This is a genomic window from Chryseomicrobium imtechense, assembly GCF_041475995.1.
GTDB lineage: Bacteria > Bacillota > Bacilli > Bacillales_A > Planococcaceae > Chryseomicrobium > Chryseomicrobium aureum.
Genome location: NZ_JBGOBM010000003.1, coordinates 152,024 through 175,893 on the forward strand (window position 1 = coordinate 152,024; position 23,870 = coordinate 175,893).

The window sequence follows — 23,870 nt, forward strand, 5'->3', positions numbered from 1 at the left end:
TCAAAGAAAGATTGAGCTGGCGCCGTTGCCAGAAATTATTTACATAGTTCTAAAACTGTCCGGACAGAATCTGCCGAACGGTCTAAAGCTTCTTTTTCTTCAGTCGTCAACGGGAGTTCAATAATACTCTCGATTCCATCGCCCCCTAAAATAGTCGGGACGCCTAAGTACAGATCACTGTAGCCATACTCTCCTTCTAAAAAGGCAATCGAAGGAAGTATACGTTTCTTGTCTTTTAAAATGGATTCTGCCATTTCAACAAGAGATGCAGCCGGTGCGTAATAGGCGGAACCGTTACCTAACAGCGCAACAATCTCACCGCCACCTTTACGGGTACGTTCTACGATGGCATCCATTCGGTCTTGTGGAATGAGCTTCTCAAGTGGGATACCGCCTGCATTTGAATACCGAACAAGTGGCACCATATCATCGCCGTGTCCACCGAGCACAAATCCTGATACATCTTCTACTGAGACATTCAGTTCTTCTGCAACAAACGTATTAAAGCGAGCAGTGTCGAGTACGCCTGATTGACCGATAACACGGTTCTTTGGAAAGCCTGTCGTCTTGTAACAGACATAGGTCATCGCATCGACTGGGTTGCTCAACACTAAGATGTAGCTGTCAGGTGCATAGGTCTTTACATTTTCGGCGACAGAACGCATAATTTTAGCATTTGTAGCAACCAGATCATCACGACTCATCCCTGGTTTTCGTGCAATACCAGCTGTAATAATGACCAGATCTGCTCCACGTATTGCTTCGTAGTCAGATGACCCTTTTACATGGGAATTGAATCGCTGAACAGGACCGGTTTCAAGGATGTCGAGTGCTTTCCCTTTTGTCGGATTCTCTTGCTCAGGTGTATCAATCAACACCACGTCTCCAAGTTCTTTTTGTGCAGCCATAAGTGCAACTGTTGCTCCTGTGAATCCTGCGCCGATAACGGCAATTTTCGGACGTTTGAAAGCCATACAATCTCTCCCTTACGCTTCGTTTGGTGGCACTGGTTTAGCGGGTTTTTTCACAGGTAATTTGGGAGCTTCAGGTTGCTTTGGGTCAAGCATCTCGTACACGTCTGTATCTGGACGTGGGATGACGTGGGCTCCGAGTAACTCACCTGTACGTTTCGCCGCTTCTTCCCCAGCGGATACGGCAGCTTGAACAGCTCCCACATCTCCTTTAACAATAACAGTTACAATCCCACCGTCAATCATCTCTTGTTTGACGATCGACACATTCGCCGCCTTGATCATCGCATCGGCCGCTTCAATCGAGCCGATCAATCCTTTTGTTTCAATCATTCCAATCGCTTGACTCATGTTGACCACCTCTTTCCACTTCTGTAGAGTCAATGATGCCAACAATCACAGCATCTAATGGCAAAGACTTATCTTTCATAATATAACGAGAAGATCCCCCGGATGTTACGAGTACGTCATCACCAATCCCTGCACCGATTCGATCAGCAGCCACGAGTTGCGTGCGAATCGGCTTCCCGTTTGCATCCATCGGTTGGACAATCAGTAGTTTTAATCCTTCAAGGCCTTCTTCTTTGCGTGTTGCCCATACGTTGCCAATTACTTTTCCCATTTGCATTTAGGGCACCTACTTTCTTGTTTCAAACGACAAGGCAATGCCGCGTTCTCGTGCAAAATCTTTTGCAAGATCGGTGACGAGTGTGCCTTTTGCCACGTGCATTTCTGTTCCGTCAAACGTCGCCAAGTCATCTTTTGTCAACAACTTCTTCGTATAGACTAATGGCTTCGCCACTTGCGGTGTGGGATCATGTCTCACCACGGGCGTTTCACCAAGCTTTAGTAAAACGCCTCTCGCTTGTTTCGGAAGAAGCGCGGCATTTGCTTCGTCTGTATCGACGTGCATTTCTAAACGATAGCTTTCGGACACACGGACTTTCACTTTTTGAAGTGTCAGTGGTCGCTCGGAATCGATTTGAACACTGACATACTCCTGGTCTTCTACACCTAAACGAGTAGCATCTTGAGGTGCCATATGGATATGTGCCTGAGCAACAATCAACCCTTCGTTTAGGTGTACACTACCCATAGGGCCAATCAGCGTAATAGCCGCGGACCCTTGAATATCTCCTGATTCACGAACTGGTGCTTTGACACCTAGTGTAACCGTGTCGGTCTGACTCATTTCGACTTGTGTAAGTTTACGTGCAGGTCCTAATACACGGACCCGAGCGAAACTTCCCTTTGGTCCAGCTACATGTACCGTCTCTTCCGCTGCAAACTGACCAGGTTGAGAGAGGTCTGCTCGTTTCGTGAGCTGATACCCCTTCCCAAACAATTGCTCAACATGCTGCTCCGAAAGATGCACGTGTCGTGCAGATACGGCTATCGGTACAGAAGAATCGGGTGTCTGTTTGGTATCCGCCTCTAAAGAAGCGAGTACTTCTCTGACAATCGTCTGAATCATTTGCGGATCCATCGTCATTCCCCTTTCCTTCTACTGATTAGTTCTCTGATTTTGGAAGAATCATTTCAAGTTCGTTATGTGGACGTGGGATGACATGAACGGATAGCAATTCTCCAACACGTTGTGCAGCAGCTGCCCCTGCATCTGTTGCTGCTTTCACTGCACCAACATCACCGCGTACAAGAACGGTTACAATCCCGCCTCCAACATGTACTTTTCCAACTAAGTGAACACTTGCTGCTTTGACCATTGCATCTGCTGCTTCAATTGATCCGATTAATCCTTTTGTTTCAACCATTCCTAATGCTGTACCTTCTCTAGACATGTGTATGTCCTCCTTTAAATGTAAGTTTATTTAGTAGTTAATTGGTTCACGATTTGTGTGACGAGCTGTTTGATCTGTGTTTCATTCAGTCCATCGACAGTTCCGACCGATTGCAGGACCTTTTGCGTGACGTCTTGCTCGGATTCGTGTCGCGGTGCTATTTTCGGAAGCGTGACATCTTTCGTGCCATATGCCATTCGCTTGATATTCAGCAAGTGGTGGGCAGAAATATTATCCGATGTAATATTGCCACCAAATGTTCCACAGCCAAGTGTGAGCGATGGTTTCAATCCTGTCGTTCCTCCTACTGCTCCAATAGAAGACAGCGTGTTTACTAGTATACGAGAAACGGGCATTGCCATTGAAAATTCGCGGGCAATCTTATCATCTTGCGTGTGAATGGAAAGGCTGTGGCCTCGTCCCCCAAGATTCAATAAGTCCATGCAGACTTCTTGTGCATGATTGGAGTCACGCACTTCATAGAACGCAAATACAGGTGACAGTTTCTCAAGTGAGAATGGCACATCTTTGCCGATTTTATCTTCCATGCCAACAAGAATCCGTGTCCCTTCTGGAATCGAGATACCCGCAAGTCTCGCAATCGTTTGTGGACTTTTGCCAACAATTTTGGGATTTACTTTTCCAGGTACAGGAGATATTGTCTTCTCCATTTTTTTCTTTTCTTCTTCGTTTAAGAGATACGCTCCGTTTTTCTCTAATGCTTTAACCACTTGTTCTTTGATGGCTTTGTCGACCACAAGTGCCTGTTCCGTTGCGCAGATCGTGCCGTAATCAAACGACTTACTATCTACAATTTGTGCAACAGCTTTCTCGATACGTGCGCTACGCTCGATATAGACCGGCACATTTCCAGGCCCTACACCGTACGCAGGTTTTCCAGAACTATAAGCTGCTCGTACAAGTGCACCTCCGCCGGTTGCTAAAATCAAATGAATATCTTTATGCTTCATCAGTTCTTGTGTCGCTTCCATAGAACCTAGTGTGAGACACTGCACCAAGCCTTTTGGTGCCCCTGCTGCTTCAGCTGCTTCGGAGCAGACACGAAGCGCTTCTTTTGTACACTCGATGGCATAAGGGTGTGGGCTGACTACAATGGCATTACGCGTCTTCAGTGCAATCAATGTTTTGAAAAAAGCTGTGGATGTCGGATTCGTTGTTGGAATAATTCCTGCGACTACACCAAATGGAGCCGCGATCTCGACTACTTTTGACGCCCGGTCTTCTGCGACTACACCAACACTTTTCAAGCTTTTAATACTTTCATAGACGTCTCGTGAACCGACTTCATTTTTGATCTTTTTATGTTCTGCAACGCCCATTCCGGTTTCTTCAACTGCCAACTTCCCGAGTCGTTCCGAAGCTTTATATGCAGCGTCTGCAGCGGCTTTAACAATCTTGTCGACTTGTTCTTGTGTGAAGTTCATGTATTCTTTTTGCGCTATGTTAGCGGCTTTAACAGCTTCCCGCATTTCTTGGAGCGCAAGTAAATCATTGTCTACTAAGGTGACCATATCGTTCCTCCTTTCTTAATACTGCACTGGTTGCTGTGCTAACCGTTCAATCGTCTCTCGGAACGCATCCGCGGCTGCCTGACAAGATGATTGGCTACCTGTTAAAAGAGCTCCGCCAAAGTTTGTTTCCGATGGAGGTTTGAACAATTCACAAATCCGGACGTCTGCCGCTTTCAAGGCAGCATCTAATCCGACCATCGCTTCAAGTGGTGGTGCAATCAAGTAGGCTAGCGCCTGACCTTCGTTAACACCAGCTTGATCGGCTAAAAAGCTTCCGCAACTTGAAATCACTTTGGCATACAGTGCGTGTCCTTCATCTCCATTGATGGCCTCAAAATAAGCGTCTGTCTCTACGGTTTGTTGTACAGCATCTAACCCGCTACGTACTTCTTCTGGAGAAGGACCTGCAAGTATACCTATAAACTCTCCAGATAAAGGACCCGAGGCATGGGCGGCTCCTGCATAAAAGCTCTTTGCATAGACGACACGTACATCGGCTTTTTTCGTTGCTTCGTCTGCTGCTGTGTAACCGACATCATCAATGGTAGAGGTAAATAGTCCAAGGCTTCTTTCATGTTCTTTCAATCCAAACGTACGACGCATATCGTCTTGAACATTCGGAATGATTTGCATCGCCGGTAATTGTGCATAGATTTTTGTCATCGTTACGCCTCCTTCTTCACCAAGTTCACACCACTCGCTTGATAGTGAAGAATCTTTTTCACGAGTGTGCCAAGGTAAGCTCCCGCTTCAACTGCCGGAATACCGCCTTTGTGGATGTTCGAGACCACCATGCGGTCCGCTTCAATCGTTCCAATCCGCGGCTGATAGCAAACATACGCGCTTAGCGATTCAGCTGATACCAGTCCCGGACGTTCGCCAATCAAGTAAATGACGACATCTGGTTTTAAAATCTCACCGATTTCATCCATCAACGCGACCCTGCCTTTATCGATATAAAATGGGGTTCCCGTATCAATATCTAGCTGCTTCAAAGACTGTTGAAGACTTAAGTACACGTCTTCTAAGTTTTCTTCTACCGCTTTCGCACTCAGCCCATTGGACGAAATGATTTGTACGGTCGGATTTTTTTTGCAGTCGCGCGACACTTTTTCTTTTCCCTCATCCGATAAACGGCGTCCTAAATCCGGACGTAAAATATACTCTTCTTTGTCTTGAACACGTGTGGTCACTTGGAAAAAACCAAGTCCTTCAATTAGCTCATCTGGAACTTCACCATACACGGCATCTACTGCAGCAGCATGATCAAATCGGAATTGTAGCAGCGTTTCAGTTCGCGGTCTTGAGCCGGCACGACCTACTGCAATACGAGCTGGCGTCGTCTGTTTCATCGCTTGGATATCTTCAGTCACTTGTTCAGTCTTCTTAGTGTCTGCTGTTTTTTTAACAGTTGGCGCAAACGATTCTTTGATTTTTGATGACTCTGCAGGCGCTTTGGATGTTGTCTTCACATGATGCAACTTCACTTCTCCTGCTGGTTCAGGTCGACGTTCCTCGATATCCACTCGCCCTTTTGGTGGTTGCCCTCTGAGTGCGACTGTTGTTTGTGTAGGCGACGGTTTCGTTCCTTGTAGTTCGGCCATTACGAGTTTTGTAATCTGTTCAACAAGTTGTTCATTCACCGGGTTCACCTCCTACCGATTGAAAAGTTCTATGTTTCCGGCGTTCGGACCTAAACGACCATTTTCGTAAATCCCCATTTTCTCAAGCCATGTTACATATTCAGGCGATGGTAGTTTATTCATCGTAGAACGTAATGTAGCAACGTCGTGGTAGCTCATCGATTGATAATTCAACATACAGTCATCGCCCATCGGTGTTGCAATGATAAAGTTCACTCCTGCTGAAGATAACAATACACCTAGGTCTTCCATGTCGTTTTGATCAGCTTTGATGTGATTGGTGTAGCAAATATCCACACCCATCGGTATGCCGTGCATCTTACCCATGAAATGATCCTCAAGACCTGCTCGAATAACTTGTTTACTGTTATACAAGTACTCTGGACCAATAAAACCGACGACTGTATTCACGATGAATGGATCATAACGGCGCGCAAATCCATAATTTCGAGCTTCTAATGTCATCTGATCAAGACCGTGATGTGCTTCTGCTGATAGTTCTGACCCTTGACCCGTTTCAAAATAGAGTCGTTGTGGGCCACTGCCAGTACCCTGTTTTTTCGCAACAAAGTGAGCCTCTGCTATGAGTTCCGCTGAGATTCCAAATGACCGATTTGCTTTTTCAGTTCCAGCAATACTTTGAAAAATCATATCTGCCGGTGCCCCTTGTTGAATCGCTTTCATTTGTGTCGTCACATGTGCAAGGACGCAGTTCTGTGTTGGGATTTGCCATTCGTGGATGAAGTCATATGTCGCATGCAACAGACGCTTAACACTTTCTACTGAATCATCTACTGGGTTAATCCCAATCACTGCGTCCCCGATCCCGTATGAGAGTCCGTCTTTTAGGGAAGCAATCATCCCCTCCACATTGTCTGTCGGATGGTTTGGTTGTAAACGAGAGGCAAGTGTTCCGCGTTGGCCAATGGAAATGTTGCAAGTCGTAATTATCTCAATTTTGTTTGCTGCGTGGACGAGGTCGAGATTGGACATCAGTTTTGTGACGGCGGCAATCATCTCAGAAGTAAGCCCTCTACTAATGCGCATCAACTCCCGGTGCCCTGTTGAAAGGTGTAAAATGTATTCACGCAGTTCCGCGACTGACCACCGTTTAATTTCTTCATAGATTCGTTCGTTTATATCTTCTTCAATAATGCGGGAAACTTCATCGTCTTCCGGCGCGATAAGTGGATTATTCCGAATGTCTTCAAGTAACAAAGCGCTCAAGACCGTCTTTGCGGCAATTCGTTCTTGTACCGTCTCAGCAGCAACTCCTGCCAAGCGGTCGCCCGACTTTTCTTCGTTCGCTTTTGCCATGACTTCTTTTAAGTCTCGAAATTGATAGGTTTCCCCGCCGAGAGTAGCGGAAAGCTTCACAGCAATCCCTCCTTTTAGCTATGAAATGTAAGTGTTTTGATGACGACAGGTACGGTATCTGAAGCGAGTGACCGCCCGATATCTAAGTAATCGCCATGCTCCACTTTAATTTGATCAATGCAGATGATGCTCTGGCGCACTTGCATAGCGTGCAGCGTCTGGCCAAGCACTTTTGCATGGTCTGTTTCTAGTACCAGAACTATTGGCAACATCGGATCAACCCGGTTGTTCATAACGTTCATCACACGTTGTGCCAGTTGCTGTATGGCATGAAATTTCATGTAGGGTAGGCCTGATAAATAGAGTGCAAAATTTTGACCTTCTCGGTAAGCATCGTATAGGTCAAGTGCTTGTGTGATTGCATCCTCCATTTGTGGAAGACGCGTGTCCAAGTCTTGCCTGAAATCAAATTCATAAACCGGTAAGTTTTTCAGTGGCAACTCATCTGATTGGACTTGGATAGTGGCTCCACTGATTTCTGTTGTATGTGTGCCAGCTCCGAGCACCGTTGCACGTACCGTCTCTTTTGGCTCTAGCCAGTCCCATGAGGAAGTATCACGGCGTCTTTGAATCGCAGATGCGAGCCGCTCACCAATGTCGTTATAGTGAGCAGGAGAGGCTCCTTGTTGTTCATAGTGGTACATGCATTCCGCGACACCACCTGAAAACATGACAGCCTCTACTTCACGTGTCCAGTTTGGCATATGACCAAGAACGAGTACCTCATCACTAGACTTCTGCTGCTTCGCCAAGATGCGGAATAATGCATCTGCGAGTTCCTCTACTACACGCTCAATCGTTGGATGATCAGCAGAATCTCCGATGGCTAACTGCCAGCCGTTTGCTTGAAGTAACTTTTCAATTGGCGGTGAGATAGAACGGATCATTCCTGATTCGAATTCAATCAATCGACCTCCGACATGCATCGTACACGTGCCAAGCAGTTTTTTCTGATGATAGACTGCAATGTTCGCTGTTCCCCCGCCGATATCAACATTGGCAATGGGTGCGTAGCGTTTTGCAGATTCTTCAAAAGCTCCAGAACCTTTGGCCGCAATCATGCCTTCTAAGTCTGGTCCGGCCGTTGCGACAAGAAAGTCACCCGCATGTTCAGAAAGATGATTCACCATTTCTCGTGCATTCTTTTTCGTGGCCGTTTCACCTGTTATGATGACAGCACCTGTTTCAATCTCATCTGGACGAACGCCAGCTTTTTGATACTCTCCGCGCACCAATTGCTCTACTTTCGCAACATCTATCGTAGATGCATCGAGTAAAGGCGTTCTGTATATGGGGCTTTGATATAAAATTTCCGTTTCAACAATTTCAATTCGAGGAACATGCGTTGCACCAGCTACATTCATGAGTTCAAATCGACTGACAATCATTTTGGTCGTACTTGTTCCCACATCAATGCCGGCACTGAGCATCGATTCACGTTTTCGTGGTCTTTCCCACACGCTACTCCCCCCTTTTTATACATAAAAAAGACGCCATTACACACGACATGCCAAAGCATGTCATGTATAAGGCGCCTTTGCCTGAATATGGACTTGTTGCGAATACACTCATCCTATCAAACTCCATTATTTTTGTAAAGATTCGACTAAATGAAAATTTCTGACGAATAATCAGCTGCGTATTCTTTCATTTCGGCAAGTGTAGCACAGGCAACTAATCCTTTTATGTGTTCAAGACCCTGACCTGTGACAGACGATGTAATGACAATCGGACCAGTCGGTAATGCTACGCGTAAGATTCGAATGGCTCGCGCGATGTCTGCTTCCGGGTGATCTGCTTTTGTGATGACACCAATCGGTAGTTTCGTAAATCCCTGACTAAATCCTGGAGGAAATGTAATCTTAGAGCGTGTCGCATCGAATAAGAAAATGAGATGGGTGACTTCTAAAGCCGTTGCCATAATTGTCTTATAATAATACGGATTCTCCATGTACTCACCCGGTGTATCTACAATCCAATCCCGGTAAGAAAGCGCTTGTGTCTTGATTGCGGAATTCTTAGTTTCTAACAGGGCGTTTGTCAGAGACGTCTTCCCTGCACCGATCGGTCCCATCAACATGACACGATGTTTCATGATGTAGCCCCCTTAGGACTTCGTGATGGGTGCTGTATTGTAGCCAAGGCGTTCCGATAAGAAGCGGTTGATTTCTTCCATCGCCATTTCTACCTCTGAGACACTACCCACGATGACTAAACTTCCTGTAAATCGGTCTAAAAATCCGATGCGTACACTTGCGGCTTTTGTGGCAAGATCGCCCGCAATGATGACCGTCTCACTTGGTGTACATGTTAATATTCCAAGTGCTCCCGCCTCTTCTATTCCAAGTTTCACAAACATGTCTGGATCAGGATTCGCAATCAAATGCGTGAGTGTAATCTGCTTTCCTGGCACAAACTCTTGAATAAATCGCTTTTTCTCTTCGCTCACGTTCATCTTCCTTTCATTCACAGATTAGAGACGACCTGGCGTAGGAATCTCCTCATGTTCACCGTACTCTTTATCCACGTACTCTCCTGGACGAATCAAACCACTTGCACGGTCTTCTTCTTCAAGTTTTAATGCTGTTGGTACGGATAGCCAATATGCAAAGCCAATCGCAAGGATTCCAGCAGCTAACTTCCCTAAAATAACCGGCAAAATAATGTTCGGTTGGAAGTTTGCGGTGAAGGATAAATGATCTCCAAGTAAGAACGCAGCACAGACTGCAAAGGCAATATTGATGACTTTATCTTTTGGACGCATATAACGAACTAATGTGAACATCGCTAAAATGTTTGCAACGGTTGCTAGTAATCCAGCACTGCCGACCGACGTAAGACCAATTTTTTGTCCACCTGCTTCAAGCGGCTTCGAGAAGAACTTACGAATCAAATACACCATTGGGAACGCCCCTGCAAGCATAATTCCGATATAACCAGCTGTTTCAAGTGCTCGGAACTGATCTTCTTCATCCGCCATAATCGGATCAAAGCCCCATCCTCCAAATACATTTGTAAAGAAACCTGTAAAGATTTCTACAATGGAGAAGACAAGAACGAGTTTTATTCCAGCATCCATTAATCGACCAAATACCATGAATCCTGTTATCATCGCGTTTGGAAAGAATTTTAGTCCAGCTGCAATAATGACAACAAAGATGAGGAGTGGGGCCAAGTTGATGAGTATTTGACCATATCCGATTGCAAATTCATAACTAGAGTCCGCAGTCGTACTAACAATTTCACGTACCTTTGTATCAAATAAAACGATAAGGACAGATGAGATAAGTGCTCCGATTGGAATGGTTAAAACTCCAGCCATAACGCCAAGAGCCATATACTTATGATCGCGTTTATCTAACATAGCAAGTCCCATTGGAATCGAGAATACAATTGTTGCCCCAGCCATGAATCCAACGATGAGGGCCATGACCCACCCTTCATACGATGCTTTCAAAGCGTCCGCTAACTGGTAGCCTCCCATGTCAGATGCAAGGATGGTTGTCGCTGCAATTGCTGGGTCAGCTCCGATAAAGTTAAACAACGGTCCAACAAACCGGTCAATAAACCAAGTCAAATACGGTATAGATGCCATGATTCCAGCTGCCGGTACAAAAATATGACCAACTGCATGTAAACCATTCATAAACTCTTTTCCTAGACCCCGATCCGGATCCTTGATTGCGGCGAATGCTCCGGCTACCGCACAAATCATAATGATATACACTACAATTGTTCCAATTAACGCCATTTCAATTTCCTCCCCTATGTGTGTTTTACCCTCAGAAGATAAACCGCTTCACCCAAAACCAAACAAAAAGACGCTTAAAGAAAAAGTAACTTTTCTTTAAGCGCCGTTGCTTAATTATGGACTTGTTCAATGATTTCCTTGGCAAGAGATTCTAAGGTGATTTGACGCGACATGCTGGCTGTTCGCATTTGCTTAAACGCCTCTGGTTCGCTGAGGTTGTCTCTGTCCATCAAGATGCCTTTTGCTCGTTCAACGAGCTTTCGCTTTTCGACTGCATTCTTTGCATCCTTCACATCTGCTTTTAAACGCTTAGCTTTTTCGGCTTGATGCAATGCAATTTCTACAGCAGGTAAAAGATTGGCTTCAGAAATCGGCTTCACTAAGTAGCCAACGATATTGTCTTGACGGGCTTTTTCGATGAACTCTTTTTGACTGTACGCTGTGATAAGCAGGATAGGTAGATCGAGCTGACTAGCAATCACTTGGCTTGCTTGCAAACCATTTATTTTTGGCATCTTGATATCCATGAGTACCAAATCAGGTCGGTGTTGAAAGGCAAGTTCGATTGCTTTGTCTCCATTCCCCGCTTCTGCAACGACTTCATAGCCGCTGTCTTCCAACATCAAACGGATATCCATACGAATGAGAGATTCATCTTCAGCTATGAGAATGCGCTTTTTCATGCGGAGTCCTTCCCTTCTTCGGAAATTAGAACTCATGCAACTGGTGAACCAGTAAAGCAGTGGTTGCGCCTACCGAGAAAACGCCATTGTCTTTCAGTAGTCGCCGCTGAGTATCAGTTTTATTGTAAGGGGATACATTTTAAGAATCAAGTTATTTTTGAATAATCAAAAAATAAATATGAAACTTTTCACTTAGTTCTTTAAAAAAGTTCATTAAAAAAAGCAAGTAATTACTGAATGTGTTCTGGAAATTCAAAAAAATACCATCAAAAAAGACTGGTCCTAAAACCAGTCTTAAATGATGATGACACCAGACATCATAGCAATGTAAGCCGAAAGTATAGCAGCTAAACTAAAGAATCCTCCTGCTAGAAGTGGTGCTCGTTTGATAAATGAAGTGACCACTAGACCACTAAACAGTATCGCAAGACCTGTAAATATTACAGTTCCCACGCCCACTTGTAACCCTAATTGAACACCGGATTGAACAGAATCTTGCAAGAAGAACGCGGACAATGCCGATAGATTCGCCTCCATGACCATAGTGCTTGGTGGCGCTTGATGGCTAAAGAATGCCGTCACAGTGAAGATCGCAACCAGGATGATGGATTCTGCTCGAACCCATGGAATCGGATCTAATTTTCGTGTTTCAATCCAGCGCTTCATGAAAAAGCTATTGATCACAATGTACGCCATGAGAGGAATCATCAGTACTTGTTTAATGAATAGTCCCTGCCCATAGGAAGTACTGAGTCCTGTCGCATAGTTTGGAACTGTTAAATCCATTAATAAGAATCCACTGACACCCATTGTCACGAAACAAATAAATGCAAGTGGAGAAAACCACTTTAACCACGCCAACCAGTTTTCAGTATTCGTTGAAAACCAGGCAATTACAAGGACGACGCCGACCCATACTGCAGCTGCTAGTAGGTGTAAAAAATCCCCGATAAACCCTTTAATTGGAGCAATAGAACTTGCATGACTAGCCCAAGCAATTGTCCCAATCATAAATGTTGTTAAGGCGAGATAACTTGCTTGGAAATACCACTGACGCTTTTCTTGAAATACCGCATAAGTTAAAACCAACAGTACTCCTCCAAGAAGTGTGAAATCCCAAGCTAACCCTGTTCGATAAGTTAGTAATACCGTTTCAAGTGCAGTAGTAAACGACTGGCGTGGTAGTAGAGCAAATGTAATTTGAAGTATCGGAATAAACGCACCAATCACCACAGCCAGTGTACTGATCAATATGACAATTGGAGACACTCGCAAAGCGGGTCGTTTCGTTTCAGGTACCGCCAGCAATAAAAAGCTTCCAACAAGTACAGCTAGTCCAAGCGACAGTACCAGCTGCCCTGCCATAACCAGGAGTTCCATTACGCTCTCTTTGTTCTAGTAATAGTGAGGATGCTAACCGCTACTAGCACGACCGCAAGTGCGGCAATTATCCAGATGAATGGAGCAGTGCTTTCTTCTTGAGCTGTCGCTGTTGTAGAAGCCACTTCTGTCGCTTGGGATGTCTCATCGGTTTCTTCTTGTTCCGCTGCAACTGGTTCTTCCTCTTCTGTTGCTACCTCTTCCTCAGTAGCTACCTCTTCTACTGATGCATTAATACTAAAGGTAAATGTCCCGTTTAAAGGATGTCCGTCTTCACTTATTGAATTCCAATTGACTGTGTACATGCCATTTTCAAGAGGTTGTTCCAATTGACCAGTTAGAACGCCGTCTTCAATCGTAAATCCTGTTACGCTTATTTCTTCACCTGATTCAGTGATTACCTCAAACACACTACCTTCTTCAATTTGGCCAGAGTAAGTCAGTGTAACTGTATCAATTGTTTCTGTCAGTTCCGACCCGTCTTCTGGATTTGTCGTACTAAGTTCAGTGTGTGCAAATGCAGTTGTTGCAAAAAATAAAGTAATTAAAAATGTGACTGATAGAAGTATTTTTTTCATAGAAAGGCCTCCTTTACATTCGGTTTAAGTATACGAAACGTTTGTGAAATATGAATGAACTCTATGAGGCTAACGCTAAAACTTTTTAAATGGATCAACTTCCTTTAGACATGCACTTGAAATTCTGTCATCATTGTAAAGGGGTGTAGAGCTAATGAAGCGAAAAAAACAACCGGTGAATAGTGAACCTATTTTATTAAGTTCCGGAATTTTGTTGCTTATCTTCTCTTTGTTTATACCTATACCTATTATTTTATTTATGCAAGATTTACTATTTTTCAAGGATGATACATTATCGGTTATTCGTCATGATGAAGCTTTTAAAGGGTTGGCTGCTGCTTTTGCTTGGCTGGGAATTGTTGCACTTAGTGCGTATGCAACAATCGTTTATGCAGACAAAAAGAGAAAGCCTTATCGTCTTAAATGGGTGCATTTGATTTTGGCCTTCCTCAGTGTACCGATTGCCTTGTTTTCGCTATTCAGTTATTCATCTGTTCAAGAAACTTATATAGAAACTCAAAATTTTGGGGAGTTTAGTTCTGAATGTATAGAGTTGGTTGAAGTCTCTCAAATTACGCGTCATTATGAACCCAATCCCACTCGAGTAACGTCTATTACATTTGTAAGTCCAGATAAAGAAATTACCATCCCATTCAGTGCAGAAGATGGGCGGACGTCTCGCGCTATACAGAGAATCATTGGTGATTATTCGATTCCTGTGATAGAGGATGGGCTTTAACAGTTAAGGAGTTGGCTATGGAAGAGTTAATCATTTTACTAAAGTACATATTTTTAGGTTCCCTACAGGGGTTTACTGAACCCATCCCTGTCTCGTCTAGTGGACACCTTGTAATTGCTCAAGAATTATTTGGGTTGAACATGAGTGGGGACGATTTTACGTTTGAGATTTTAATGAACTTTGCATCACTTCTTGCTGTTCTCGCGATTTACCGAAAAGATCTTATACGTTTAGTTACAAACTCATTAAGTTATGTACGTGTTAAAACAGAAGAAACAAAAAAAGATTTTCAGTTTGTGCTCTACTTAATTATTGCCACAATCCCTGCAGGGGTGATTGGACTGTTGTTCGAAGATACCATCGCCTCCGTTTTTAGATCGTCAAAAACTGTAGCTGTTGCTTTAATCGCTACAGGTATCGCTCTATTCTTTATTCGGAATTTGAAGGGACGCAAAAATGATGGGGATTTGACGTGGAAAGATGCAGTTATTATAGGGTTTGCACAAGCGATTGCTTTAATCCCAGGTGTGAGTCGTTCTGGTGCTACCATCGTTGCAGCAATGGGTCTTGGCATGAAGCAAGAGACCGCTCTTCGCTTCTCGTTCTTATTGTTTATCCCAATTAGTTTAGGTCTCATCCTAGTAAAAATTCCGGACCTTGCGCTTGGTGATATGTGGTTGCCTTACTTACTAGCGTTTATTTTCTCATTCGGTTTCTCCTATTTTGCATTAAAGTGGTTCATGAATATTATGGCGCGTGGGAACCTGATTTATTTCACCATCTACTGTTTAGTTGTAGGGTTTGGATTCTTGATTTTTGGCTAACAAAAAAGAAGCGAGGACAAAAGTCCTCGCTTCTTATTTTGTTTCACGGTGCAGTGTCACACGCTTCAAACGTGGGCAATACTTTTTCAATTCAATACGCTCCGGATTGTTACGCTTATTTTTCTTTGTGATGTAATTGCGGTCTCCTGTTTCAGTACATGCCAATGTAATATTAACTCGCATTTTTATTTCCTCCTAGTTTTGAATAATCGTCTCTGCACCTGGCAGAGTGTCGTTAAATGACGACCAGTCTTGTTTTAGTTCTTCTTCGGTCAACAAACAGCTAGTAAGATCTTGACGAATTGTCTCTTGCTCCATCTTGATCCCGATTAAGACAAGCTCTGTTAAATACGCATCTGTGTCTTCTTCCCAATGTCCAATTTTTTCAATTGTCATGGCTGGCCCAGCCTGTGAAAGTAAAATGGCATCTTTTGGTCGAGTCGCAATCCATAAAAATCCTTTTGCTCGAACAACTTCCACTGGCCATTCCATCAACCAATCCATTAAGCGTTCGGGGTGAAAAGGGCGTTCAGCTCTAAACACAAACGATGAAATCCCGTACTCTTCCGTTTCTGGAATATGCTCTTCGTTTAGCTCTTTGATCCAACCAGCACCTTGGCTTGCTTCTTCAAAATCAAATAAGCCTGTGTCTAGTACATAATCTAATGGAATTTTCGAATGATCTGTCTCGTAAATCTTTGCCCCAGGATTTAGTTTACGAATAACACCTTTTAACTCCGCGACATTTTCTTCTTTCAACATATCGACTTTATTAATTAAAATGACGTTCGCAAATTCAATCTGATCAATCAATAAATCCGCCACTTCGCGCTCATCATCTTCTCCAACGGCTTCTTTACGGTCAAGAAGTGTTTCGCCTGAAGTGAAATCGTGCCAGAAACGATTTGCGTCAACAACTGTCACCATTGTATCTAAGCGGCTAATTTGCCCTAAGTCGATGCCAACAGTTTCATCGATGTAAGTGAATGTCTGAGCCACTGGAATCGGCTCACTGATTCCTGATGATTCGATGACCAAATAATCGATGTCTCCTGTTTCAACGAGCTTTTGTACTTCTAGAATTAGATCTTCACGCAGTGTACAGCAAATACAACCATTTTGCATTTCTACGAGTTTCTCTTCTGTATGACGAAAGCCACCTTGTTTTACAAGTTCAGCATCTATATTGACTTCGCTCATGTCATTCACAATAACCGCTACTTTCAGTCCTGCTCGATTGGCGAGAATATGATTGAGTAGTGTTGTTTTTCCAGCTCCGAGATAACCGCTTAATACTGTCACAGGAATTTTTCTCATAGTAAAGCCCCTCACTTATCAAATCGTAATCATTACGTTTTATAGAATACTTTATTCCTTGTCTTAGTGCAAGCGAAACTTTTACATGTGCTTTCCGTAAATGACTTAAAGGAGTGTTGATCATGAAAAATACAGGAGTTTGTCCAAAATGTAACCATGACGAAGTTCTTCATGTCCATGGTATTCTTGAACTCAATGAAATTGGGAATAATATTTATACAGGAATAGGGGCTTTGACAGCATCTCCAGTTGGGCGCTATCTTTGCACAAGTTGTGGCTCTATGGAAGAATGGTTAGATAATATGCATGATATAGAGAAAATTAAGAAGCGTTATACGCCTTTTAAATGGGGGGATTAAAAAAGAGCCCATTCTAGGCTCTTATTTGATCTGTTCTTCAATTAATTGCTTTAGAGGATATAAGTATTCTTTCGGCAGGGTACCTAAATCGGTTAATTCCATGGTACGAGCCTCCTCTACCCGTATGTCATCTATAAATCTGTATCCTTCAACCGAGATAGAAGCCCTACTCTCCTCTATTAGATTTAAAAAGTCATCAAGCAGAGTCGCATACAGTCCATCAAGCTCTTCACGCTGAATTGTAAAATCTCTTATCGTTCCAGAATGTTTATACAAAAAAACATGTGCAAATTCTGCATCATGAATAGCTTGCGTGTGAATTTGATAAGGAATCACGCCCAGTGAAATCAATTCATCGTAGTTCACTTTTATACCGAGCTCTTCTTCCACTTCACGGATCCCCTCCTCCGCACGCTCATGCGCTCCTATATGGCCGGCTGCTGTAATATCAAGGTCTCCTGGATAATCTTTTTTCTTAAGACTACGAAGTTGAAGATAAATCCACCATTTTTCTCGCCGCTTCTCAAGAATCCAACAATGAAACACTTCATGCCAATCCCCGTCGCGATGAACCAATTCACGCTCTTTGTTCTCAATAAATGTATAGTCTTCTGTAAATGTGCGTAGCAATTCTGGCATCTTCTCTCCCCCTAAAAAAAACCTCCCCCGCTATGACGATGCAGAAGAGGATTTTGTTCATTTAGTTTAACTTCTCTTTACCAGGCAACTCATTGATTTGCAAAGATGCATAGGTGTTACAGAATTTAAAGACTGTCTCGACAACCACTTTCGCACTATATTCCATGAACGGTTTCATTGGTTCTCGATTATTTGGATGGTAGAATGTCGTTAAGAAATCGAGCAGCAAGTCATTCACAATCTTCGTCGTCATATACGCAAGCTCTGCGTGACGCGCCCGTTCCTCTACAGTCTCACCTTTTAAAACGAAGTCCCGCTGCTTCTCCATCATCTTTTGAAGCTCTTCCGGATCTTTCACCATCGTCCGGAGATTCCCTAAATACACTTTGAAGCTATCCGGTGAATAAAACGTCTCTTTATCAATACTTTGAAAGAAAAAGTTGTTCATCCCATTTGTATGATTGATATAAAACGCAACGTTTTGCAGCAAAGACTCAAGATATACTTCATCTGACTCTACTTTCGCGCGCTTCTCCACAAGAATCTTTTGAATTCCTTGTTGGAGTGTCTCTTTCTCCCATTTCGGTTGCTTTGTAACCGCATTGATCACGCCAGCTGTCTGCTTCGTTAGTAACTCCATTGACATGTTCGAACACTCCCATATAGTTTCTGACAATTTTGATAATAACAGTCTACCATAAATAAATCTGCCTTGCAGGGTGCTTTAAAAAATAGCCCAGTAGACCAAATGAAAAAACACGGGTGCTGTGTATGTTAAGCTATCCACTTTATTAATCGTCTTACTTTCAACCACTTGTCCATCTACTGTCTCCCGTAAAAAGAAGTTTCGCTTAAGCGCTGACATGACAGCCGTTCCAAAGAAGCCTGTCGCGCCAATCAAGAATCCAGCGAAAATACTAAATGGAACAGACATCGGAGTAATCCATGGTGCTATCACTACCGCGAGCAAAGTTGTTCCGAGTACGCCAGCCACAACACCCTCCCACGTCAAAACCGGATTAGCCACTGGCAATACTTTTCGTTTGCCCCATTTTTTCGAGACCATATACTGAATCACATCATTGGCCTGCGTCAACGGAATCAAGAACAGGACCATCAATGCACCATACTGTGTAGCAATTCCAACATCATGACGCGTGATTTCTGGCATTTTAGCAAACAGAGCTAAATGACTTAAACCAAATACTAAAAGCATTAGCCCCCACTGCGTCATACTGACAGATTTTAAAAATCCTGCACTGCTTTTTTGAAATAGACGAGCGAGTGGCAGAAATAAGAATACATAGATTGGAATAAAAACAATAAACATGCCGTACCATCCAATATAAATCCAGTAAAAGTTGATAGGGATTGCAAGGTATGCCCAGATAAAAAGTCTACGGTCATGCTTACGTGTCTCGAGCATTGAAAAGTATTCGCGTAATGCTAAAAAACATAACACCATTAGTGACAACAATGAAACATTCGGATGGACTAAAAATGATAGTCCAAAAATTGTTGCCATCCCCCACCATAGCTTCGTACGGATCACTAATTCTTCATATTTATTTGCGCCCTTATTTTTCCTCTTTTGAAAATATGTTATAACTGATACAAGAAGACTTACTGCAATCAACACTAGAAATACTACATAGACGACATAAAATGTCGAATTCATAAAATACTCCACCAACATTTGCCCACACCCCTGGTATCAAACAGAAGGAGAGGATCCCCTTTGAATGAACGATTTGTCTACATCTTATTAACCGATACAGGTACTGTTTTTACAAAGACTATCAAAACGTACACGAAAGCTCCCTATAATCATTCTTCTCTCTCTCTCGATAAAGAGCTGACTCAATTATATAGCTTTGGGCGCAAAAAACCCAACAACCCTTTTCAAGCAGGTTTTGTCCAAGAAGATGTCCTTAACGGCACCTATAAAAAGTATCCTAATACAACATGTGCGCTTTATGAAATCCAAGTAAGCCCACGTCAATATCAAAAGATTGAGCGGATGATAGCATTATTTCAGAAAAACAATAAAAAGACGATTTATAATTTATTAGGTGTCTTTGGTGTTGCAGTAAAAGCTCCGTTCGAACCAAAAGGGTCTTATTTTTGTTCACAATTTGTTGCTGAAATTCTACATCGTGCTGGAATTCGCTTTTGGCCCAAGCTCCCTTCATTAGTTGAACCAAATGATTTTCGAACAATTTTATCGTCACACTTAGTCTATGAGGGATTACTACAAGAATATGTAGCACAAAAAAAGAGCTAGTTGACGAACAAATTAATTTCCAATGTATGGTTTCCTAATTACCGAAATGGTATACTATTCTAAATAATTGAACTTATATGGATGTGACCCAATGGAAGCTATCGATTCCTATACACAGATTCAAAGCGCTTGGTCCACTGTGCACTCTGACGCAAAAAAAGCTGCACGCATCAGCCAAAATATTCTAAATACTACTACTAAAAAAGAAAATGCACTTCTATATGCACAAGCTGAAATCACGCTTGCTTTTTGTCATGCCCATGAAGGGAAAAACGCAGAGGCATTAAGTCTCGTCAAACAAGCCCTGCAAGTCGTTGAACATTATCAATCTATCGAATGGATCGTCAACGCAAAACGAGTAATTGGATATGTATACTCTAGCTTAGGTGACCTGAAGCGTTCAGGGGATGCATTTGAAGAAGGTTTATATCTAATCAAGAAATATGATTTGCCAATTGACCCACACTATTTAAACAACCTTGGGTTTATTTATTATGAACTTGGGGAGTTTAAACAAGCACACAATCAGCTCTTAGAAGCACTAGCTGTGGCGCAAGAGCAACAGCATGATATTGTCCCTTTATTGCTATCGAACGTGGCAGATCTTCATCTACAGTTTGGAGAAATAGATGAAGCAGAAGAATTCAATAAACAAGCCTTTACAATACTTCAAACGAAAGTAGAAGATCGCAACTCATTGGCACATTGTCATAGTATCTTTGGATTGATCTCGAAACATAAAAGGCATTGGGAAGAAGCTTATGAATCGTTTGCACTCGCTTTAAAAATGTATCAAGAGCAAGATGCAAAGTATGCAGTAGCTACAATTCTGATTGATATGGGTGGTCTCTATTCAGATCAAGGCCACTACACACATGCATTAGAAAATTATAAAGAAGCATTAGAAATCGCCGAATCCTTAGAAGCAGTCTTATTAACTCAAGAAATCTTACAAAGGATGTCGGATGTCTATTATGCATCAGAAGAGTATAAAAGAGCTTACCAATATCTACTGCGTTATAACGAAGTGACTGAACAAATTAAAACAAAAGAAGTAAAAGATCAACTCTCTCGTTATATGACAGAAGCTCAAGTAGAACGCATGCAACGGGAAGCGGAGATCGAGCGATTGCAATTGAAGCGTGAGTCGGAAGAAGCTTCAATTCGAGCGCAAGTACTAGAAGACTCCTATCAAGATTTGAAGACTGTCAGTGAGATTGGTCGCCGTATCATCGCGAATCAAGAAGACGCAGAAGCGATGTATTCAGTTTATCTTGATTTAAATCGCTTGATGGATGCAGATATCTTCGGTTTATGTCTATACAATAAAGAAACCCAAGAAGTCGAGTACCGTGCATTTGTTGAACAGGGTACACTCCTTTCCCTTAGCAATAAAAGCATTCAAGACACCTCCAGTCTGTCAGTGCGCTGCATTCGGGAAAACCAAGAAATTCATATTAGAAAAGCTGTCGTAGACGAAGACTATACACCTCGAGAATCTGGCTTTCCGGATAAAAATCCGCGTTCTATCCATTTCTTACCGCTCAGCATGAATGATGAGACGATTGGCTCTATGACAGTGCAGAGTTATGAGCAAGATGCCTTTAGTGAACGTCAGATTGAAATGCTGCGGTTACTGGCTTTGTATCTATCCATTGCAATGAGTAATATGCTGAAGTCAGAAGAATTGCAACTTCAAACTCGTAAATTGGAACATCTGGCAAAGACAGACCCTTTAACAAACTTGTACAATATGCGCCACATGAAACAGTTACTTGCGCAGTCCATGGAGACGTACCATAAATCCAATAAGTCGTTCTCTATCTTAGTCATTGATTTAGATCACTTCAAAGAAGTAAACGATTCATACGGTCATAGCTGCGGTGATTTCGTTCTCCAAACACTCAGTCGGCACTTTCAGTCCTTCATCCGGCAATCGGACGTCACAGCTCGTTGGGGTGGCGAGGAGTTTTTAATGCTCTTGCCAAACACAGATTTACAAGATGCACGAAAGATTGGAGAGCGTTTACGTCAATCCATTGAAGAGCTCGAGATACGTTTCAATACGATTTCGATTCATATTACAGCAACGATTGGTATTGCTACGTATTCTTCAAAAGATTGGCATGTAGATGAACTCATTGAACGTGCAGACAAGGCACTTTATATTGGGAAAGAAGCAGGACGAAATCAAGTCGTGACCTATGGTAGTGAATAAAAAAGTGCTTCCCTAGTTTTTCTAGGAAAGCACTTTTTGTTTATGGCAGACGGTTCCCTGCTGCTTGGTAGATTGTATACCAATCTTTTCGCGACAGTGTGATTTCTGCTCCGGCAACGATTTCTTTGATCCGGTTCACTTTTGTCGAGCCTGCAACGACCTGCATATTGGCAGGATGGCGGAGAATCCACGCTGCTATAATCGCTGATTTTGTTACACCGTAATGTGTAGCAAGTTCTTCTAACACTTTATTGAGTTCAGGGAAACGTGGGTGATCCAGATATACCCCTTCAAAGAAACCAAACTGGAACGGTGACCAGGCCTGAATGCGAATGGATTGTTGTTGGCAATAGGTTAATACACCACCATCTCGATCTATGGCTCCTGAAAATTCCGTGTTGGCTTGAATTCCTGTAGTCAACAATGAAGAGTGTACAGGACTAAACTGTAATTGATTGATTTCAATTGGCTGATGTGTCGCTGCTTGCAACCATTCTAGTTGATAGCGGTTGAAATTACTTACACCGAATGAACGAACTTTTCCAGAACCTGCAAGCGTATCAAATACATCGGCAATCTCATCAAGCTCCATCAATGCATCAGGTCTATGTAGCATGAAGACGTCGATGTAATCTGTCTGAAGACGTGAAAGACTTGCATCTACTGATGATAAGAGGTGTTCTTTAGAACTATCATAATATCCCGCTCGAATAGAAGCTTTTGTTTGTAGCACCATCTTGTCACGCAACGATGGTTCGTTTTTGATGACGTTTCCGAATCGTGTTTCACATTCCCCGCGGGCATAAATATCGGCGTGATCAAATGTATGAATTCCTAACTCAAGTGCATGTTGTACCCATTCTGTCAGTTCCTGATCCGTCAACTCGTTGATGCGCATACAGCCCATTACAAATGGATTATCCTTCACTGCAATTCCTCCTTCATACGAAAAGACGCTACTCTTTTCTTATTAGGAAAAGAATAGCGTACTCTTACAAAATATCCAACCAAATTTTTATAGCTGTCGCTAAAATTAGCCCTGCTAGAATCCATTGGAGGTATTTCGTATTCATTTTTTGACCAATTTTCGCCCCGAGTGGTGCTGCGAGAACACTTGCCACAATCATGACCGCTGCAGGTCCATAGAGGATCTGATCAGTTGCAATTTTTCCGATGGTAGAACCAATGGATGAAATAAATGTGATTGCTAAGGATGTTGCAATTGTCATTCGCGTTGGAATTTTTAAGACGACAAGCATGATCGGAACTAAAATAAATGCTCCAGCTGCTCCCACAATTCCTGCTGCAATCCCTACTATAAAAGCAAGCCCTGCAGCCAACCATTTCGAAAAGACAATTTCTTCGACTGGACGATCATCTAAGTTTTTCTTCGGTAAGAACATCATGATGACAGCCAAAGTCGCAAGTACCGCATATACCATGTTGATTGTACCTTCTGAAATTAACGTAGAACCGTATCCTCCAATAAAACTACCAATTAAAATAGCTCCACCCATATACGTAATCAGTGTTTTATTGAGATACCCACTCTTACGGTACGCCCAGACACCTGCAATTGTTGCAAAGAATACTTGGATGGCACTGATTCCAGATACTTCATGCGCTGAAAACGCTGCGAATCCTAGCATCGGTGGAATATAGAGAAGCATAGGATACTTGATAATCGAGCCTCCGATGCCGACCATTCCTGAAATAAATGAACCGATGAACCCGATTAAAAAGATGACAACGACAAATTCGATACTCATCTCTATT

28 protein-coding genes are annotated in these 23,870 nt (G+C 42.8%); 5 read left to right on the forward strand and 23 right to left on the reverse strand.

The features are described from left to right. Positions 1 to 35 precede the first annotated feature (35 nt). The 16 genes from mdh to AB5N96_RS04000 form a co-directional block, all read right to left on the reverse strand. Complete coding sequence (gene mdh, locus AB5N96_RS03925) at positions 36 to 974, reverse strand: malate dehydrogenase (RefSeq protein ID WP_499704684.1); 939 nt, start codon at positions 972 to 974, stop codon at positions 36 to 38. A gap of 12 nt (positions 975 to 986) precedes the next feature. Beyond that, complete coding sequence (locus tag AB5N96_RS03930) at positions 987 to 1,322, reverse strand: BMC domain-containing protein (protein WP_499704685.1); 336 nt, start codon at positions 1,320 to 1,322, stop codon at positions 987 to 989. Further along, complete coding sequence (locus AB5N96_RS03935; RefSeq protein ID WP_499704686.1) at positions 1,297 to 1,599, reverse strand: EutN/CcmL family microcompartment protein; 303 nt, start codon at positions 1,597 to 1,599, stop codon at positions 1,297 to 1,299. Before AB5N96_RS03935 ends, AB5N96_RS03930 begins: the two co-directional genes overlap by 26 nt. Before the next feature lie 9 nt (positions 1,600 to 1,608). Next, positions 1,609 to 2,463 (reverse strand): phosphate propanoyltransferase, encoded by an 855-nt coding sequence (gene pduL, locus AB5N96_RS03940; protein WP_499704687.1) that lies wholly within the window; start codon positions 2,461 to 2,463, stop codon positions 1,609 to 1,611. Positions 2,464 to 2,482: 19 nt separating this feature from the next. Next, positions 2,483 to 2,770 (reverse strand): BMC domain-containing protein, encoded by a 288-nt coding sequence (locus AB5N96_RS03945; protein WP_378142000.1) that lies wholly within the window; start codon positions 2,768 to 2,770, stop codon positions 2,483 to 2,485. 26 nt (positions 2,771 to 2,796) lie between these two features. Further along, positions 2,797 to 4,302, reverse strand: coding sequence for an aldehyde dehydrogenase family protein (locus AB5N96_RS03950; protein WP_499704688.1), 1,506 nt, complete (start codon positions 4,300 to 4,302; stop codon positions 2,797 to 2,799). Positions 4,303 to 4,317: 15 nt separating this feature from the next. Continuing rightward, positions 4,318 to 4,965 carry an ethanolamine utilization microcompartment protein EutL gene (gene eutL / locus AB5N96_RS03955; RefSeq protein WP_499704689.1) on the reverse strand — a complete coding sequence of 216 codons (648 nt, stop codon included), beginning with the start codon at positions 4,963 to 4,965 and terminating at the stop codon, positions 4,318 to 4,320. A gap of 2 nt (positions 4,966 to 4,967) precedes the next feature. Next, complete coding sequence (gene eutC / locus AB5N96_RS03960; RefSeq protein WP_499704690.1) at positions 4,968 to 5,945, reverse strand: ethanolamine ammonia-lyase subunit EutC; 978 nt, start codon at positions 5,943 to 5,945, stop codon at positions 4,968 to 4,970. Between the two features lie 12 nt (positions 5,946 to 5,957). Then, positions 5,958 to 7,322 (reverse strand): ethanolamine ammonia-lyase subunit EutB, encoded by a 1,365-nt coding sequence (locus AB5N96_RS03965; protein ID WP_499704691.1) that lies wholly within the window; start codon positions 7,320 to 7,322, stop codon positions 5,958 to 5,960. A gap of 14 nt (positions 7,323 to 7,336) precedes the next feature. Beyond that, entirely contained in the window at positions 7,337 to 8,752 is a 1,416-nt protein-coding gene (locus AB5N96_RS03970) for an ethanolamine ammonia-lyase reactivating factor EutA (protein ID WP_499704806.1), read from the reverse strand. Positions 8,753 to 8,928: 176 nt separating this feature from the next. Then, on the reverse strand, positions 8,929 to 9,417 hold the full coding sequence (locus AB5N96_RS03975) for a EutP/PduV family microcompartment system protein (protein WP_499704692.1): 489 nt from the start codon (positions 9,415 to 9,417) through the stop codon (positions 8,929 to 8,931). Positions 9,418 to 9,429: 12 nt separating this feature from the next. Further along, complete coding sequence (gene eutS / locus AB5N96_RS03980; protein WP_499704693.1) at positions 9,430 to 9,771, reverse strand: ethanolamine utilization microcompartment protein EutS; 342 nt, start codon at positions 9,769 to 9,771, stop codon at positions 9,430 to 9,432. Between the two features lie 24 nt (positions 9,772 to 9,795). Continuing rightward, positions 9,796 to 11,073, reverse strand: coding sequence for an ethanolamine utilization protein EutH (gene eutH, locus AB5N96_RS03985; RefSeq protein ID WP_499704694.1), 1,278 nt, complete (start codon positions 11,071 to 11,073; stop codon positions 9,796 to 9,798). Between the two features lie 110 nt (positions 11,074 to 11,183). After that, the gene (locus AB5N96_RS03990; protein ID WP_499704695.1) at positions 11,184 to 11,756 is read right to left on the reverse strand and encodes an ANTAR domain-containing response regulator; all 573 of its coding nucleotides are present in this window, start codon (positions 11,754 to 11,756) and stop codon (positions 11,184 to 11,186) included. A gap of 294 nt (positions 11,757 to 12,050) precedes the next feature. Then, positions 12,051 to 13,136 carry a CopD family protein gene (locus AB5N96_RS03995; RefSeq protein WP_499704696.1) on the reverse strand — a complete coding sequence of 362 codons (1,086 nt, stop codon included), beginning with the start codon at positions 13,134 to 13,136 and terminating at the stop codon, positions 12,051 to 12,053. After that, complete coding sequence (locus AB5N96_RS04000; protein WP_499704697.1) at positions 13,136 to 13,714, reverse strand: copper resistance CopC family protein; 579 nt, start codon at positions 13,712 to 13,714, stop codon at positions 13,136 to 13,138. The genes AB5N96_RS03995 and AB5N96_RS04000 overlap by 1 nt, the downstream gene beginning before the upstream one ends. 154 nt (positions 13,715 to 13,868) lie before the next feature. On the opposite strand from AB5N96_RS04000, the gene AB5N96_RS04005 reads away from it, so the two are divergent. Beyond that, positions 13,869 to 14,453, forward strand: coding sequence for a hypothetical protein (locus tag AB5N96_RS04005; protein WP_499704698.1), 585 nt, complete (start codon positions 13,869 to 13,871; stop codon positions 14,451 to 14,453). Positions 14,454 to 14,470: 17 nt separating this feature from the next. Next, positions 14,471 to 15,277 (forward strand): undecaprenyl-diphosphate phosphatase, encoded by an 807-nt coding sequence (locus AB5N96_RS04010; protein ID WP_499704699.1) that lies wholly within the window; start codon positions 14,471 to 14,473, stop codon positions 15,275 to 15,277. 33 nt (positions 15,278 to 15,310) lie between these two features. On the opposite strand, the gene rpmG is transcribed toward AB5N96_RS04010, so the two are convergent. Next, on the reverse strand, positions 15,311 to 15,460 hold the full coding sequence (gene rpmG / locus AB5N96_RS04015; protein WP_342527110.1) for a 50S ribosomal protein L33: 150 nt from the start codon (positions 15,458 to 15,460) through the stop codon (positions 15,311 to 15,313). Positions 15,461 to 15,472: 12 nt separating this feature from the next. Next, positions 15,473 to 16,594 carry a GTP-binding protein gene (locus AB5N96_RS04020; RefSeq protein ID WP_204590870.1) on the reverse strand — a complete coding sequence of 374 codons (1,122 nt, stop codon included), beginning with the start codon at positions 16,592 to 16,594 and terminating at the stop codon, positions 15,473 to 15,475. Between the two features lie 122 nt (positions 16,595 to 16,716). Between AB5N96_RS04020 and AB5N96_RS04025 the strand changes: the two genes are divergently transcribed. Next, on the forward strand, positions 16,717 to 16,953 hold the full coding sequence (locus tag AB5N96_RS04025) for a hypothetical protein (RefSeq protein WP_499704700.1): 237 nt from the start codon (positions 16,717 to 16,719) through the stop codon (positions 16,951 to 16,953). A 21-nt stretch (positions 16,954 to 16,974) separates the two neighbouring features. Here the strand turns inward: AB5N96_RS04025 and AB5N96_RS04030 are convergent, their stop codons facing one another. From AB5N96_RS04030 to AB5N96_RS04040, 3 genes are all read right to left on the reverse strand, one after another. After that, positions 16,975 to 17,592 carry an NUDIX hydrolase gene (locus tag AB5N96_RS04030; protein ID WP_499704701.1) on the reverse strand — a complete coding sequence of 206 codons (618 nt, stop codon included), beginning with the start codon at positions 17,590 to 17,592 and terminating at the stop codon, positions 16,975 to 16,977. Between the two features lie 61 nt (positions 17,593 to 17,653). Then, positions 17,654 to 18,238 carry a hypothetical protein gene (locus tag AB5N96_RS04035; protein ID WP_204590874.1) on the reverse strand — a complete coding sequence of 195 codons (585 nt, stop codon included), beginning with the start codon at positions 18,236 to 18,238 and terminating at the stop codon, positions 17,654 to 17,656. Between the two features lie 78 nt (positions 18,239 to 18,316). After that, positions 18,317 to 19,270, reverse strand: a complete 954-nt coding sequence (locus tag AB5N96_RS04040) for a phosphatidate cytidylyltransferase (RefSeq protein WP_499704702.1) — start codon at positions 19,268 to 19,270, stop codon at positions 18,317 to 18,319. A 60-nt stretch (positions 19,271 to 19,330) separates the two neighbouring features. On the opposite strand from AB5N96_RS04040, the gene AB5N96_RS04045 reads away from it, so the two are divergent. Beyond that, complete coding sequence (locus AB5N96_RS04045) at positions 19,331 to 19,876, forward strand: hypothetical protein (protein WP_499704703.1); 546 nt, start codon at positions 19,331 to 19,333, stop codon at positions 19,874 to 19,876. Between the two features lie 91 nt (positions 19,877 to 19,967). Then, positions 19,968 to 22,094, forward strand: coding sequence for a sensor domain-containing diguanylate cyclase (locus AB5N96_RS04050; RefSeq protein WP_499704704.1), 2,127 nt, complete (start codon positions 19,968 to 19,970; stop codon positions 22,092 to 22,094). Between the two features lie 40 nt (positions 22,095 to 22,134). On the opposite strand, the gene AB5N96_RS04055 is transcribed toward AB5N96_RS04050, so the two are convergent. Both AB5N96_RS04055 and AB5N96_RS04060 read right to left on the reverse strand, forming a co-directional pair. Next, a complete protein-coding gene (locus AB5N96_RS04055) occupies positions 22,135 to 23,001 on the reverse strand; it encodes an aldo/keto reductase (RefSeq protein ID WP_204590909.1) in 867 nt (288 codons plus the stop codon). 85 nt (positions 23,002 to 23,086) lie between these two features. Continuing rightward, positions 23,087 to 23,863 carry a sulfite exporter TauE/SafE family protein gene (locus AB5N96_RS04060; RefSeq protein ID WP_499704705.1) on the reverse strand — a complete coding sequence of 259 codons (777 nt, stop codon included), beginning with the start codon at positions 23,861 to 23,863 and terminating at the stop codon, positions 23,087 to 23,089. Positions 23,864 to 23,870: the final 7 nt, after the last annotated feature.